General features: G+C 37.7%; 12 protein-coding genes. 2 read left to right on the top strand and 10 right to left on the bottom strand.

Going from position 1 to position 15,444, the window contains the following annotated elements; genetic code table 11:
* Window positions 1-12: 12 nt before the first annotated feature.
* Window positions 13-939, bottom strand: coding sequence for a DUF1028 domain-containing protein (locus tag J2S74_RS21715; RefSeq protein WP_307330038.1), 927 nt, complete (start codon window positions 937-939; stop codon window positions 13-15).
* Between the two features lie 258 nt (window positions 940-1,197).
* Here J2S74_RS21715 and J2S74_RS21720 point away from each other — a divergent pair, with 258 nt between their 5' ends.
* A complete protein-coding gene (locus J2S74_RS21720; RefSeq protein ID WP_307330041.1) occupies window positions 1,198-1,437 on the top strand; it encodes a hypothetical protein in 240 nt (79 codons plus the stop codon).
* Between the two features lie 41 nt (window positions 1,438-1,478).
* Here the strand turns inward: J2S74_RS21720 and typA are convergent, their stop codons facing one another.
* From typA to J2S74_RS21755, 7 genes are all read right to left on the bottom strand, one after another.
* Window positions 1,479-3,320 (bottom strand): translational GTPase TypA, encoded by a 1,842-nt coding sequence (gene typA, locus J2S74_RS21725; RefSeq protein WP_307330044.1) that lies wholly within the window; start codon window positions 3,318-3,320, stop codon window positions 1,479-1,481.
* Window positions 3,321-3,868: 548 nt separating this feature from the next.
* Window positions 3,869-4,762, bottom strand: a complete 894-nt coding sequence (locus J2S74_RS21730) for an N-acetylmuramoyl-L-alanine amidase (RefSeq protein ID WP_307330047.1) — start codon at window positions 4,760-4,762, stop codon at window positions 3,869-3,871.
* Between the two features lie 166 nt (window positions 4,763-4,928).
* On the bottom strand, window positions 4,929-5,084 hold the full coding sequence (locus tag J2S74_RS21735; protein ID WP_307330049.1) for a DUF1540 domain-containing protein: 156 nt from the start codon (window positions 5,082-5,084) through the stop codon (window positions 4,929-4,931).
* A gap of 99 nt (window positions 5,085-5,183) precedes the next feature.
* Entirely contained in the window at window positions 5,184-7,535 is a 2,352-nt protein-coding gene (gene helD / locus J2S74_RS21740; RefSeq protein ID WP_307330054.1) for an RNA polymerase recycling motor HelD, read from the bottom strand.
* Window positions 7,536-7,790: 255 nt separating this feature from the next.
* Window positions 7,791-8,963, bottom strand: a complete 1,173-nt coding sequence (gene yhbH, locus J2S74_RS21745; RefSeq protein WP_307330057.1) for a sporulation protein YhbH — start codon at window positions 8,961-8,963, stop codon at window positions 7,791-7,793.
* A 283-nt stretch (window positions 8,964-9,246) separates the two neighbouring features.
* The gene (lepB, locus tag J2S74_RS21750; RefSeq protein WP_307330060.1) at window positions 9,247-9,840 is read right to left on the bottom strand and encodes a signal peptidase I; all 594 of its coding nucleotides are present in this window, start codon (window positions 9,838-9,840) and stop codon (window positions 9,247-9,249) included.
* A gap of 454 nt (window positions 9,841-10,294) precedes the next feature.
* A complete protein-coding gene (locus tag J2S74_RS21755; RefSeq protein ID WP_307330063.1) occupies window positions 10,295-12,190 on the bottom strand; it encodes a PrkA family serine protein kinase in 1,896 nt (631 codons plus the stop codon).
* 181 nt (window positions 12,191-12,371) lie between these two features.
* Between J2S74_RS21755 and J2S74_RS21760 the strand changes: the two genes are divergently transcribed.
* Complete coding sequence (locus tag J2S74_RS21760; RefSeq protein WP_307330065.1) at window positions 12,372-14,234, top strand: transglycosylase domain-containing protein; 1,863 nt, start codon at window positions 12,372-12,374, stop codon at window positions 14,232-14,234.
* 16 nt (window positions 14,235-14,250) lie between these two features.
* Here the strand turns inward: J2S74_RS21760 and J2S74_RS21765 are convergent, their stop codons facing one another.
* On the bottom strand, window positions 14,251-14,808 hold the full coding sequence (locus J2S74_RS21765) for a DUF5366 family protein (RefSeq protein WP_307330069.1): 558 nt from the start codon (window positions 14,806-14,808) through the stop codon (window positions 14,251-14,253).
* Window positions 14,809-14,851: 43 nt separating this feature from the next.
* A complete protein-coding gene (locus J2S74_RS21770; protein WP_307330072.1) occupies window positions 14,852-15,157 on the bottom strand; it encodes an antibiotic biosynthesis monooxygenase family protein in 306 nt (101 codons plus the stop codon).
* Window positions 15,158-15,444 lie beyond the last annotated feature (287 nt).

The raw sequence follows: 15,444 nt of genomic DNA on the forward strand, positions 1-15,444 counted from the left end.
TCAACATCAAAGTTAATAAATCAAATTTTTTAACGGTATAACTATTATTCTGAGAGTGTTTGCTTTTTTAAAAAGTGAATTGTGAAATTCATTCACATAAGGATCCATTTTATTATCCTCACACCACCGCTCCTCGAAATTTTCTTGCATATAGAAGGTTTTCAAGCTATCCTTAACGACCTCGTTATATTCCCCATACACTTGATCAAGAATCCCCTCGGTCACTAAAAATTTCTGCACCTCACTCAACACATCACCTTCCATGTCTAAAAGCTCTACTTCATTAGGCCTTGAGAAATACAGTTGGTGCAGTTCAAATAAACGTTTTAGCTCTTTTATTGGGTCTGGATGATCATCTACCCTAAGATCATATTTCCTATCATTATAGCCGCCGTAGCCCCCTTCTTCCTGAACAATAAACAAAGCAGCAGATTGCTTACCTCTAGAATCTCCACCTGCAGCTTGTCCCTGATCAAGGGCCTCTAGAAGCCTTTTTGCTAATGTACCTTCCGTTTTTTCAAAAACAGACACCATCGTTTCCACTGTTTTTTCGCTCACTAATATATTTCCTTGTGCGGAGCAATATGTACCGGATCGATGCCCTGCCCAATCGTAACAATCCTTACCGGTATAGGCAGCACTGTTTCCGGATGCGTCAATAATAGCAAATTGACGTAAATCCCGAGCGTCATCATTTTCAATTAGTTTTTCTACAACTTCTTGTGGTGACAAACCTTGCTCTAATAACGTTAAACCATCCGGTCCAAAGCGTGTGTTCGCAAATGATTGAGTGGCTACTGCCCCGACGCCAGCTTTAGCCCAAGGAACAACAGCACCTACTCCTAAAAATTTCGATTGAACGGCAATACCAAGTTCATTCGTATCTGGATCGAAGGCCACAATGGAAAAGGTAGAAACAAAGGGACTCTTCTGTCTCATTAGTCAATCTCTCCTTTTTCTTTATCATTACTATCTTAATCTTCAGATAAAAATGCGTCAATTATTCCATTAATCAAATCTTTTTAGCATAGATAGTATATAAGATGGCTTAGAGTCGCCCTCTTTCGCTTCTCCACGCTTTTTTTAAAATAGGAACAAAGTTTGTGAAAACACCAACCCAACTTACAGTCATAATTGCAACTATATGGGTGAACCCTTATAATATAGCTAAGTTATCCAATAAAAAGGAGGAAATTCATGACAAAACTTAAGGAAATGAGCAAGGAAGAAAAGCGCGAATATATTATTGTATTCTCCATCTTTATTATTTCCATCATCGTTGGTTATTTCGTTGGACAAAACAGAGAATGGTTTAGACCTTCTTTTACAGCAGCAGGATACATGGCTGGATCACTGATGACATGTATGGCGTTATTCTCCATCTATAGAATCATTAGCTTCGTGGCCTCATTTTTTAATAAAAAGCCGGTACAATAAGAAAAGCAAGTACGTATCCAAATACGCACTTGCTTTTTTCTTTATGCTTCTTGACTTGCATATTTCTTTTTCTTAGCAATTCGCTCACGTTCGTTTTTATCAAGAATTTTCTTTCTTAGACGAATGGACTCAGGAGTTACCTCGCAATACTCGTCATCATTCAAGTATTCTAATGCCTCTTCTAAAGTCATTATTCTTGGTTTTTTCATGGTAACCGTTTGGTCCTTTGTGGCAGAACGCATGTTAGTCATTTGCTTAAGCTTAGTAATATTAACAGTGATGTCATTTTCACGTGTATGCTCTCCAACGATCATCCCTGCATAAATTTCCGTTCCAGGCTCCACAAAAATCGTACCACGGTCTTCCACTTGCATGATCCCGTATTGGGTAGCTTTGCCGGACTCCATGGAAACCATGACACCTTGACGACGTCCACCCACTTGGCCTTCGACCATAGGTTGATAGCTGTCAAATGTATGGTTGATTATTCCGTAACCTCTTGTTTGTGTTAAAAACTCAGTGGAATAACCGATTAAACCACGTGCTGGTACCATAAATTCTAATCGAACTTGTCCAGTACCATTATTAGTCATGTTCTGCATTTCTCCCTTACGCGCTCCAAGGGATTCCATAACAGCACCAGTGTATTCTTCAGGAACATCGATTTGAACACGTTCAACAGGCTCACAACGAACACCATCTATTTCCCTAACAATAACCTCTGGTTTAGAAACTTGTAATTCGAAGCCTTCACGCCTCATATTTTCAATAAGAATAGACAAGTGAAGCTCTCCACGTCCGGATACAATCCAAACGTCAGGTGAAGACGTATTCTCTACGCGTAAGCTTACGTCCGTTTCTAATTGAGCTTTCAGCCGCTCTTCCACTTTTCTGCTTGTAATCCATTTTCCTTCCTTACCTGCAAATGGACTGTTGTTAACTAAGAACGTCATTTGTAATGTAGGCTCATCAATACGAAGGATCGGCAGTGGATCTTGGTTCTCAACAGGGCAAACTGTTTCACCAACGTTAATTTCCTCCATACCTGAAACGGCAATTAAATCTCCAGCTTTCGCTTCTTCAATTTCAATTCGTTTCAATCCTAGGAAACCAAATAGCTTCGTTACACGGAATTGCTTAACAGATCCGTCTAACTTCATTAAGGCAACCTGCTGGCCAACCTTCATGGTTCCACGGAAAATACGGCCAATCCCAATTCTTCCTAAGTAATCATTATAATCAAGTAATGCTACTTGAAATTGAAGAGGTTCTTCACTGTTATCCACTGGAGCTGGGATATGATCAATGATCGATTCAAATAATGCTTCCATGTTCTCATCTTGCTTCTCAGGATCTAAGCTTGCAGTTCCATTAATAGCAGAAGCATAAACGACAGGGAAATCTAACTGATCCTCATCAGCACCTAAATCAATAAATAAATCAATGACTTCATCCACAACCTCTGCAGGCCTTGCAAAGTCACGGTCAATTTTATTCACTACAACAATTGGTGTAAGCTTTTGTTCAAGGGCTTTCTTAAGAACGAATCTTGTTTGTGGCATACATCCTTCGTAAGCATCTACTACAAGGAGTACTCCATCCACCATTTTCATAATTCGTTCCACTTCTCCGCCAAAATCAGCGTGTCCCGGTGTATCCATGATGTTAATACGGTTTTCTTTATAGTTTATTGCTGTATTTTTAGCAAGGATGGTGATTCCACGCTCTTTCTCAATGGCGTTGGAATCCATTGCTCTTTCTTCCACTTGTTCATTATTACGAAATGTTCCTGACTGGTGCAACAATTTATCTACTAACGTTGTTTTTCCATGGTCAACGTGGGCTATGATAGCAATATTTCTTATATCATTACGAATATTCATTCTAATTTGTTCTCTCCTTAGTAATACAAAATCATCACAACTGTACCATTATACCACTGTTTTGAAAAGATTAAAGGTTTTTATAATTTATTGCTTTACTAAATATACTATTTTTAGTATGTCATTGAATTTAGGACATTATAAAGTAAGGAGAACATATACTCTTTCCTAATAATCCCAAGAATAAAAGCGCAATGCGCCTGCCTATCGAAGCGGCAACGCGCGCGTTGCCTATTCGAACGGAAAATGCTCTGACCGATAAAAAGCGCTTTTTGCTTTTTATTCGGGCAGAAATTTTCTCGAGCCGATGGCGCATGAAGCTAGACGATTATTCAGCTACTGTTATCCACATTCAGAAAAAATATAATTGCCTGGTAAACAAAGAAAAAAGACCCCAACTTTGATTGGAATCTCTTTAATTCAGTATAATTAGTTTTAGAAGAAAAAAGTATTCGAATTCGTTACAGGCGGACGCTTTCCCCGGGCAACGCTGGAGTCGCCGCCTTTCACTCCTTCGAGTTAATAATCTATGCAAAAAGTACCTTTATTTAAGTTGATTTTATTACAACGTCGTATCCTAGTTCCCTTAATTCTCTTGCAAGGCTTTCCGCATTTTCTCTTTCCGAGAAAGCGCCTACTTGTACCCGGTGGATTGTATCTGAAGCATTCGTTAACACTTCTCGTAATCGCTGATATGTTTCTGGACCTGCTATTCCATCTATCGTTAATCCATGCTCCCGTTGAAATCTTCTTACAGCCCGCTCCGTCTCCTGTCCGAAAATACCGTCAGCACCAAATTGAGGTAAATTTACTCCAGCTTGCATTAATGCATTCTGCAACCTTCTTACTTGTTCACCATGATCTCCTCTTCGTAACGTTCGTGTTGGTAAATTTACCGGCATATCCTCTCCTCCATTTCCTTCCGGTTCTACTGTATCCCCAGGGGCTGGGGCTGTTGTTCTACCTGCTTCTACTTGATTCCTAATTCTATCCATGTTTAAGCTTGGACAAGCAGTTGTTTGATCCGGATGTTCATTATGTCCAAGCACTCTTCGAACTGGAACAGAAAGATCCATTCTTAAATGAACAATAAGTGTTACCAGGCGTTCTAATTGTTCATCCGTAAACTGCCCAGACCCAACTAAACAAATCCCAATATTTCCTGTATTTCTTCCACCAGTATGAAAGCTGGTTGTTTGTAAATCATTTGTCCATTGAATGGCACCATCCCGTAAAATAACAAAATGGTAACCTATCCCTGGCCAATTATTAAAATTTACATGATAATTTGCGAATGACTGAGCGTTGCCGCTAGTTGTCGCACTATGGTGTACGGTAATATAAGAAATTTGTTCCAAACGGTGACGGCCATAGGATCGATTTGGGTGTGTCGTTAATTGATTTCTTACATCAACTAAATTGGGTAAGTTTTGAAACTGCATTCTTATTCCCCCTTCCTTACTTGGAAAAGCTTTGTCTTAAAGCCTATTTATGCCTACAATAAATATGTATGCAAAAGTCATCAAAACGTATGTGATTTATTAAAATTTTGACAAAAAAACATGATTTGGACACAAAAATGGGCAGCATAGCGCTGCCCATTTTACTTTATACCCCTGGATCGAAGGTTTTACAATCCGTCTCTTCTTGTTTTTCAGCTTTTTTTCCTGTATGACTGACTACGTAAATACTGTCAGCAGCACACTTATTTCCGTGTTCCCAATACTTACAATTGTTTACTTCACATAATACATCTGCAGCCATTAGTAACACCCCCCTCCCTTAAGGGTTAGGGTTAACAAATAAGTAGACAAGATACGAACCAATAAATAACTACAACGACTTAAAAGCGCTGGAAAAATGTCACAAAATTGTACTGGACCCGGTCTCACAATAGGTACCTTGGTCTACATTATCTAAAAAGTGGGTGACATTACCTAGCGTGAATAAATGGAGCTCATGCATCGCTCTTGTACACGCTGTATAAAAAAGCTTTCTCTCCGATTCATCCCCGTATATTTCATTAGAAGCATTAAAAATAATAACAGCATCAAATTCAATTCCCTTTGCCAAGTAAGCAGGCAAAAGCAGTACGCCTTTATTAAATGTATGGCTTTCCTTATCCATTAAATGAATATCCAAATCATTTTTTAGATCTTCGTAGACTTCTCTGCTTTCGGCAGCGGTTTTGCACAAAATGGCGATCGTCTCATGTCCCTTTTTTAGCAAATCATGTACTTTACTTACTATGCCTTTATGAAGTTCATCCTTATAGTTAGACTCAGTTAAAGTTGGTAATTCCCCTTGTCTATTAAAGGCTTCAATGAAATGACCATTTGGATTTAATCCTTTTGTGAATTCTACAATTTGTTTGGTCGAGCGATAGCTTCTTGTTAAGGTAACACGGCCAGTTTCTTTACTATCATATAAACCTTCTGACAATAATGTAGGTGCCTCCATAGAGTGAGCGTAAATTGCTTGATTTATATCCCCTAATATGGTCATTTTGCTATTTGGAAACAATTGCTTCAGGTATTCCAACTGAAAGGGAGAATAATCCTGTGCTTCATCAATAAATAAATGTCGTATAACTGTATTTGTTTTTCGTCCTTCAATTTGATCTGTTAAGTATAGAAAAGGGGTTGCATCTTCGTATAACAATTCATTCTTTTCAAGATACTGTAAGGTTAAATTACTTATTTCTTTCCAATTCTTTAATGGCTTATATCCCAATTCTTCCACTAATTCAATATGAAACAGTTGCTTATATAAGCTTTTAATATCTATGAATTTTAATTGTTTTATCCTTTTCTTTACTGGATGGAAACGACGTCTCACTACTTTTTTCGCAAGTAAAGCCTGTTCTTCTTCTAAATCATTAAAGGTATCTTCATTATAGCTATCCTTTTGAAGCTCCTTGTACGTTTCTAAATAGTCTTCCTTATCTAATAGCTCACTTTCTTCTAGAACCCAATCCTTTTTTCTTTCTTCCTTTTCCATTTCTGCTAATCTCTTCAATAACCACTCTGCCGTTAAACGGACACGGTTTGGAATGGTAATACTACTCTCTAGTGAATAGAAATAGTTCTTTATGTCCTCTGCTGTGAACAAAACCTCGCCACGGGAAGTAATATCCTTAAATAATAGCCCACTATGGGAAAGATACTTTACGTACTTATCAAGAAGCTCCTTATATTTAAGACTTGCCTTAAATGTAATCCCTTGAATCCTAGAAGTGTAATCCTCTTCTTGTTTAGATGTGTGTAAATATTCTAATTGGGAAAAGGGGTCATCCAATGTAAATTTCTTCCCTAGTCTAAATTGCAAATATTCCTGGAAGGTGGATTGCTTCATATTTTCTTCTCCAAGCTCTGGAAGAACAGTGGCTACATAGCTGTTAAATAAATAATTAGGGGAAAACAGCATTATATTATCAGCATCCATTTTCCCCCTATAACGGTAAAGTAAATAAGCCACACGCTGAAGAGCTGCAGAAGTTTTTCCACTGCCCGCAACCCCTTGCACGAGCAAATATTTACTTTTTTCGTCTCGGATAATTTCATTCTGTTCCTTTTGTATTGTTGCAACGATGCTTTTCATCTGAGTGTTCGCTGTGTTGCTTAAAACTTCCTGAAGCATTTCATCACCAATGGTGACACCTGTGTCAAACATACTTTTCATTTCGCCATTTCTTATGATGTATTGACGCTTTAGCTCAATATTACCTTTGATGACTTCCTCAGGTACTTCGTATTGAGCTGGTCCTGGAGAGTAGTTGTAGTACAGGCTTGATATTGGTGCCCGCCAATCATAAATGAGAAAATCCTCATCCTTCTCGTCCATCAAGGAGGCAATTCCTATATAAACGGTTTCCGGCTGCTTCTCCCCATCCTCTAGAAAATCTATTCTTCCAAAGTAGGGAGAATCCTTCAGCCTCTCTAAGTTTTTCATTTGCTTGTAAAAATGTTTATGTGTTCGTTCTCGCTCGGACAGCATCTCAGCCTGTTGTTTAATACTTGTGAAGGTTTCCCCAACCTCATGGGCATCATCTAAGTTTATCGTAACATCCTCCCAAAAGGTTTTCCTTAGACCAATGATCCCTTCCTTCAGGTGCCCCACATTTTCAATTATACTTTTCATTCTTCTTTTAATTTCCTTCACAACAAAGCTGACATACTGTTGTTCCTTTTGCCATTCCTCATTCTTTTCGGTCACTTAATTCCACTCCCTAAAATAAAGTTTGACAAGTCAGGTGTTTTAAGATAAAATTATAATGGGTAATTTCGTCTACAATACATATGTATATTAAAATACAGTTTATATTAACACACTTTTTGTAGGTCATGCAACGAATAAACATAAATGAAAGGTGAACAAGGAAAACTTGTCCACCTTTTTTATTTTTCTCCAAATCCCCTTAAATTCATGCAAAATTGTGCGGGACCGGGTCCCGCACAATTTTGTGAACTTTTAATGAACAAGCGTTCCTTCCTCTTCTTTTCTGAAGAACCATTTCAAAGCTCGATATACATCTGCCTTTTCCCTTAATACGTAATGGCGGAAACGTTTGTCCTGAATATTTTTATAGGCACTCATTAAAGTAGATGGCCTGTTATATTGATTTACTTCTCCATAACCAAACATACTGGATACTTCCATTAATTCATTGACCAGAGCTAAACAACGTTGATTGTCAGAAGTTAAATTATCTCCATCGGAAAAATGGAACGGATAGATGTTATATCTTTCTGGTGAATATTTTGCTTCGATTAATTCTAATGCTTTTCGATAGGCGGAAGAGCAAATGGTTCCTCCACTCTCCCCTTTTTGAAAGAAATCAGTCTCTGATACTACCTTTGCTTCCGTATGATGGGCAATAAACTCAATATCAACTGTTTCATATTTTGTTCTTAAGAATCGAGTCATCCAGAAGAAGTAGCTTCTTGCCATGAACTTTTCCCAACGCCCCATAGACCCGGACGTATCCATCATTGCTAAGACAACTGCTTTTGAATCAGGTCTGATTTTTTCCTCCCAGGTTTTAAAACGTAAATCATCATTGTAAATTGGAGCAACTCCTGGTCTTCCTTCCATTGCATTTCGTTTGATTGCTTGAAGAATCGTTCTTCGTTTATCAATATTCCCCATTAGTCCTTTCTTTCGGATATCGTTGAACTCAATATCTTCAACCACAATATTGTCTTGTTCCTTTTGCTGGAGATTAGGCAATTCTAACTCTTGGAATAAAATCTCCTCTAAATCTGCTAAGGAGACTTCTGCTTCCACATAGTCCTCTCCCGGCTGATCTCCTGCTCCCTCTCCTTTTCCAGGACCTGCTTTATCAGGGGTTCCGTCTCTGGCTACCACATCACCAACTTCACTGTCCCCATTCCCTTGGCCCACATGCTTGTTTTTATCATAGTTATAACGAATTTTGTACTCATCTAAAGACCTTATTGGGATTTTTACTACCTCTCGGCCATTAGACATTATAATATTTTCTTCACTCACTAAATCAGGTAAATTCTTGTTAATTGCCTCTTGCACCTTTTCTTGGTGACGTTGTTGGTCTTGGTATCCTTTTCGATGGAGGGACCAATTCTCTTGAGAGACAACAAAATTCCTTCCTCTACTGCCTTTCATTCCAATTCCCTCCTTATTCTTTTTGGACATGCACAAGTTAACAAACGATTCATACACTAACCTTGACGGCACTTCTGCGTTGAACACCACGTTGGTGTTGTAAAAAAATAGCTTACTCTATCCTATGCAAAAAATCTATTCAGTTGACAAAAAAATCTGATAATAATACAAGCTATTTCATTATTTTTCATAGAAAAGAAGTGGACAAGTCCTTTCAAAACGCCATATAACAAGTTTTTGAAGCAACAAATTAAAAAAATACACTGAATAAAAAAATTCAGTGCTAGTTAAATATTCTTAAATTTTTAGGCGGCCAGTAAGCTAAATTAGCTTTCCCTACAATTTCCTTGAACTCTACAAATCCAATATGTCTACTATCAATACTGTTTCTTCTATTATCTCCCAGTACAAATACATGATCCTCCGGTACGATAGAAGAACCTGTTACAGATTCCAGTGTAAAGTTTTCTGTGAATAAACCAGTAGTGTAAGCATCTCGATGGGAAGCCAAAAACTCTTCCCTTACCGCTACATCATTAACGTATAACACATCATCTTTATACTCTATTGTATCTCCTGGCAGACCGATAACCCGCTTAATATAATCAGTATCCTGTGTTGCATGAAATATAATTAAATCAAATCGATCCGGTTCGTTCATTTCGTAACCTATTTTATTAACGATAATTCTTTCCCCATCCTCAATGGTAGGCATCATCGATTGGCCGTAAACAATATAGTTAGTAAAAAAGAAACCTCTAACAATAGAAACAACAAGGATCACCACGATAAATGTTTTCGTCCAGCTCCAAATTTCTTTCTTCCAGTTAATTTTATTTTCTACTTCCGACTCATAAACCTGACCTTCCATTTCCATTCCAGTTTCTCCTCCATATTTTTATTAGGTTTAACAGGTTCCTTTTTACTATATATTACCATCAGCGTTTTATTTCAAACCATTATAATCTAATCATTATATTTGTAAAAGAAATGTAATTAATACTATTCTTATGTAGCAATAACATAACCGTTACCAAGTGTGATTGTAATCAAACAACCATTCTTAGTTAGATTTTCTAATTGATAAATAGCGCGTCATGAACAACACTAATTTGATTATTTATAATATTCTGTATATTTATATTACTATATTCTAAAAAATAATTCCAAAGAAAAGACTTTTAAATAAAAAACGGTTGCTCGTGTTTCAATTCTGGTGTTTGTAGTAACGCGAAGTCTTCTTCCTTTCTCTTACTCCCGTTTCAACATCGGCTAAAAAAATTAAGGGAGCCCACCAAATTGGTGACCTCCCCATACTTATAACCTGTGCCCTAACGGTTTAACAGACTGCCCACATATCTTAATAGATCGTTAGCAGATGTAGAGTTATAACCGTATTCGTCAATGAGTCTTTCAATAACATTATTTATTTTCTTCAATTGGTTTTCGTCTGGTGTCTTCGTAGAAGTGGTAATTTTAACCACATCCTTCAAGTCTGCAAACAGTTTTTTCTGAATCGCTTCCCGCAAGCGTTCATGGGAATTATAATCAAATTTCTTCCCTTTTCTTGCATAGGCTGAAATTCGAATCAATATCTCTTCCCGGAATGCTTTTTTAGCATTCTCTGAGATCCCAATTTGTTCTTCAATAGATCTCATTAATTTTTCATCAGGATTCATTTCATCACCAGTAAGAGGGTCACGGATCTTGTTTTTATTGCAATAGGCTTCCACATTGTCTAAATAGTTATCCATTAACGTCTTAGCAGATTCTTCATAAGAATACACGAATGCCTTTTGAACTTCCTTCTTGGCAATTTCGTCGTACTCTTTCCGCGCTATGGAGATAAAGTTTAAATACCTCTCCCGGTCATCCTTAGATATAGACGCATGTTGGTCTAAGCCATCTTTAATCGATCGCAAAACATCTAAAGCATTAATAGCCGTAAGCTCCTTACGAATAATAGCGGAAGAAATTCTATTAATGACGTAACGTGGATCAATTCCGTCCATTCCCTCATCTGGGAACTCTTTTCTCAATTCTTCTACATCTTGAGCACTGAAGCCCTCCACATTTTGACCATCATATAGCTTAAGCTTTTTCAAAATATCTACACTATTATTCTTCGATTCCTTCAACCTTGTAAGTACCGTAAATATAGCAGCGATCCTTAAGGCATGAGGAGCAATATGCACGTCGGCAATATCACTTTCTTGAATCATTTTCTCGTAAATTCTCTCTTCTTCACTAACCTTTAAATTGTAAGGAATTGGCATTACGATAATTCTTGAATGTAAAGCCTCATTTTTTTTGTTGGATATGAATGACTTATATTCCGCTTCGTTCGTGTGGGCTATCACCATCTCGTCCGCAGAGATTAAGGCAAATCGACCGGCCTTAAAATTCCCTTCTTGAGACAAGGATAATAAATGCCAAAGGAATTTTTCGTCACACTTGAGCATCTCCTGAAATTCCATTAATCCTCGGTTAGCCTTATTTAATTCCCCATCAAATCGATAGGCTCTAGGATCAGATTCTGACCCATAATCGGCAATCGTTGAAAAATCAATGCTCCCTGTTAAATCGGCAATATCCTGGGATTTCGGATCAGACGGACTAAAGGTCCCAACCCCTACCCGACGATCTTCAGAAAGGAAAATCCTTTCCACTTCTACATCTTCAATGCGGCCTCCGTATTCCTGCTCCAATCGCATCATGTTTAAAGGCGATAAATTCCCCTCAATACGAATACCATATTCCTTAAAGAAATCATCTCTCAAATGATAAGGAATTAGATGTAATGGGTCCTCATGCATTGGGCAGCCCTTAATGGCATAAACGGCTCCACGATCGGTTCGAGAATATTCCTCTAACCCTCTTTTCAGCATCGTTACGATGGTTGATTTACCACCACTAACTGGTCCCATAAGGAGTAAAATACGTTTTTTTACATCTAAGCGACGTGCAGCCGAGTGAAAATACTCTTCTACTAATCTTTCAATTGCATCTTCAAGACCATAAATTTGATTTTCAAAAAATTTGTACCTTTTCTTTCCGTCCACTACCTCGACTCCCGCGTCTTTAATCATGTTATAAATACGGGAGTGAGCTGTTTGAGCCACTTCCGGTCGCTCTTTTACTATTTCTAAATAATCAGCGAATGTCCCTTCCCATTTCAGGCGTCCTTCTTCCTCCCGGTGTCTTTGAATTTTGTTTAAAATATCCATAATTTCCTCCTCTCAACACCAGATTTCCTATTAGACATCCATGATTCATCTTATGCAGTCAACTGTAATAAGATTCTCTTCCTTTTAAATTTATCCATTATAGATTTATGGAAAAAAGCTCTTCCCTCTCCTTGAAAGTCAGGTAAAATAAGAAGTAACCTCTAAGGAAAGTGGGTTAAGGATGCGAATAATTACCGGTAATCTATTCATTTTGATTCTAATATCTCTGTTCTCTTTTTTATTTTTAAAAACATCTCAGGAATGGAATAATGTCCAGTCCATCCAGGAGTTCCTTGACGAAAACATTTCCGTATCAAACGTACAATTATCCGAAAACAGTACCATGTATGATAAAGACGGAAAAGTTATAGTCGATATTTATGGGGAAATGAACAGAATCTATTTACCTTACGATCATATCCCTTCCTATGCTGTTGATGCTATTTTAGCTGCTGAAGACCAAACCTTTTTTCAACATCAGGGGTTTGATATGAAGGGAATTACCCGTGCTTTCCTGATTAATGTACAAAATCAATCATTAGATCAAGGTGGAAGTACGGTTACACAGCAGCTCGCCCGAAATTTATTTTTAACCCATGAAAAATCCTTTGAACGGAAGCTTACTGAGCTCTTGTACGCCTATCAATTAGAAAAGCAATATACGAAAGAAAAGATTTTAGAATTATATTTAAATGGGATTTATTTTCAAAATGGTGTATACGGTATTGAAGCGGCAAGTCGGTTTTATTTCAATAAACCTTCCAAAGAGCTGACATTAGCTGAAACGGCATTTCTCTGCGCCATACCTAATAATCCACAAAGATTTAACCCTTTAACAAATAAAGAAGAAACACATATACGGAAAAATTGGATATTAGAAAAAATGTACGAAACGAACAAAATTTCAAAGGATACTTACGAAGAAGCCTTAGGGGAAACGATTACCCTTTCCCTTGGTAAAAAAATGGATGGCTACCCGGACTATGCTACCTATGTTTTTCACGAGTTGGAGCTCCTTATTGGAGAAGTGGATGGATACAATCAGAAAATAGCGAGGGCAGCAACTCCAGAGGCAAAGGATGAACTTTTAGCATTAAGAAAAAACAGGGTAGAGACTTTACTTCAACAGGGAATTACGATTGAAACAGCTTTAGATACACATATTCAAAATAATGCAAAGGGAGTAATCGGTGACTTATTAGGAAATAGTGATTTGGAAGCGGCAACAGCCATTATCGATCATCGCAATCATGAAATAGTGGCTATTACGGGAGGAAAAAATTATCGTAAATTTGATTTTCATCGTGGATATCAGGCTTACCGTCAACCAGGTTCATCCATAAAACCCTTATTGGTTTTTGCACCGTACATAGAAAAAATGAACGTAACGGAAAAAAGTCCAGTAGATGCTTCCCCCTTTCGAAAAAACAACTATCAACCACAAAACTTTGGAGGAGCTGTTTACGGTAACGTCACGATGGAACAGGCTTTCAAACATTCCTACAATACTGCCGCCGTGAGAATGCTTGATATAATTAGCCCCGAGCATGGATTTGCCTACCTTGACGCATTTGAGTTTTCGCGGCTTAATCCAGAAGATATGATTTTACCCGCTGCACTAGGAGGGTTAACCCACGGTGTTTCCGTACTAGAAATGACACAGGCTTTTACCACTTTTGGAACAGACGGAGTATATCATTCCCCAAGAGCCATTCGATATGTTAAAGACAAGCACGGTCATATTTTGTATACGTGGAACAAAGCTGGAAAAGAAGTTTGGTCACAGGAAACCAATCATGAAATGAAGAAAATGCTCCGCCGTGTCGTAACAGAAGGGACAGGAAGACAAGCTCATTTTAATGCCACCTATTTAGGCGGCAAAACAGGAACCACCAACAACTATCACGACCTATGGTTTATTGGTGCAACGGAACATTACACAGGAGGAATATGGCTCGGCTATGATCAACCTAAACCCATCGCGAATAGAAATCGGAGCCTACATTTACAAATATGGAGGAGCATCATGACCCAAACCCCATGACGCTCCTTTTTCTTTTTTAAACTGGTAAGCTTGCAATAACACTGTTATATAATCTTAATAATGCATAAGCAACAGCCAATAAAAAGGTAAACCAAAAAAAGAGATGGAAAAAGACCATTCCAGCAACTGCTATATACGATAAAGACGGACTAACCTGATAGACAAAGAATATAAAATAAACAAAACATGTCACTAAAAAGCTCAGAACTAACAAAGATAACTGAAAGGATACCCCTAAAGACAGCAGCCCACCCCACAAAAAGATCCAAGTACCACCCCGCAGGCTTTGAAGCTCACTGCCTTCCACATCCTTAGAGAAAAATAATAAAGACAATTCATTAATCGTATCCGCGATCAATTTTAAAGCAGAAAATAACATAAAAAAGAATAACCACAGTAAAAACAGCAAGGTTAAAAGGATTCCTTGCTCTGAGAAAAATTCAGTCATTCCCATATAAAGACCAATATTCTCTAAATAATTTATCAATACTCTTGAAGTAAAAATGGAAAAGGATAAACTAAATAGAACAATAGAAATAAACGGGAAATGACTCGTTAAATAAGCATTTTTCATGGATTTCCCCTTCTAAGAAAAACCCGAGTGAAATCACTCGGGACTAAAGATGATATTTAGCTTCGTATGTAGAAATATTGTTACCCGTTGTCGGACTCTTTTCTAAATTGGCACGGCGTTCACGGTGGGCTGCCTTAAAGGCATCACTATTTACCCATGCTTCATATGCTTCCTTGGATTCCCATTTCGTATAAACGATTTGATAGTTACTATCATCTTCCGGATTAAGAAACATGAAATCTAGGCAGCCAGGAATTTCTTTCATTTTTTCTGCACTATTGGAAAACCTATTAGCGACACTTTCCCTTCCTTCTAATGGCACATGTAATTCGTTAAATACAACAAACATATTACATCCCTCCTTAAGCTATATGGCTATTATACGCCATCCTCATGACGAATGAAATAAGATACGGGACTTGCATTACGAGGAATTCTTTTCTTTCTTTTCAAAACGTGGTATATTGTTTTTTAGAAGACATCAAAGGAGGCATTTTTGATGGCAACAATGTTAATTTTGGGAGTTTGTGCAGCCTTTTTAGTGGCCATATTTACTGCTGGTTATAACGACAACCCAAATAAAAACTAATGTAAAGACTACTCTCCATCAATGGAAGAGTAGTTTTTTCGTTTTTC

It is taken from the genome of Evansella vedderi (genome assembly GCF_030813435.1).
Lineage (GTDB): Bacteria > Bacillota > Bacilli > Bacillales > Salisediminibacteriaceae > Evansella > Evansella vedderi.

Coding starts and splice junctions, on each gene's coding strand:
- J2S74_RS21730 (WP_307330047.1), bottom strand. CDS start 4,762: ATGCAGTTTCAAAACTTACCCAATTTAGTTGATGTAAGAAATCAATTA.
- yhbH (WP_307330057.1), bottom strand. CDS start 8,963: ATGAAAGGCAGTAGAGGAAGGAATTTTGTTGTCTCTCAAGAGAATTGG.
- J2S74_RS21770 (WP_307330072.1), bottom strand. CDS start 15,157: ATGTTTGTTGTATTTAACGAATTACATGTGCCATTAGAAGGAAGGGAA.
- J2S74_RS21720 (WP_307330041.1), top strand. CDS start 1,198: ATGACAAAACTTAAGGAAATGAGCAAGGAAGAAAAGCGCGAATATATT.
- J2S74_RS21755 (WP_307330063.1), bottom strand. CDS start 12,190: ATGGATATTTTAAACAAAATTCAAAGACACCGGGAGGAAGAAGGACGC.
- J2S74_RS21765 (WP_307330069.1), bottom strand. CDS start 14,808: ATGAAAAATGCTTATTTAACGAGTCATTTCCCGTTTATTTCTATTGTT.
- J2S74_RS21735 (WP_307330049.1), bottom strand. CDS start 5,084: ATGGCTGCAGATGTATTATGTGAAGTAAACAATTGTAAGTATTGGGAA.
- J2S74_RS21715 (WP_307330038.1), bottom strand. CDS start 939: ATGAGACAGAAGAGTCCCTTTGTTTCTACCTTTTCCATTGTGGCCTTC.
- J2S74_RS21760 (WP_307330065.1), top strand. CDS start 12,372: ATGCGAATAATTACCGGTAATCTATTCATTTTGATTCTAATATCTCTG.
- typA (WP_307330044.1), bottom strand. CDS start 3,320: ATGAATATTCGTAATGATATAAGAAATATTGCTATCATAGCCCACGTT.
- lepB (WP_307330060.1), bottom strand. CDS start 9,840: ATGGAAATGGAAGGTCAGGTTTATGAGTCGGAAGTAGAAAATAAAATT.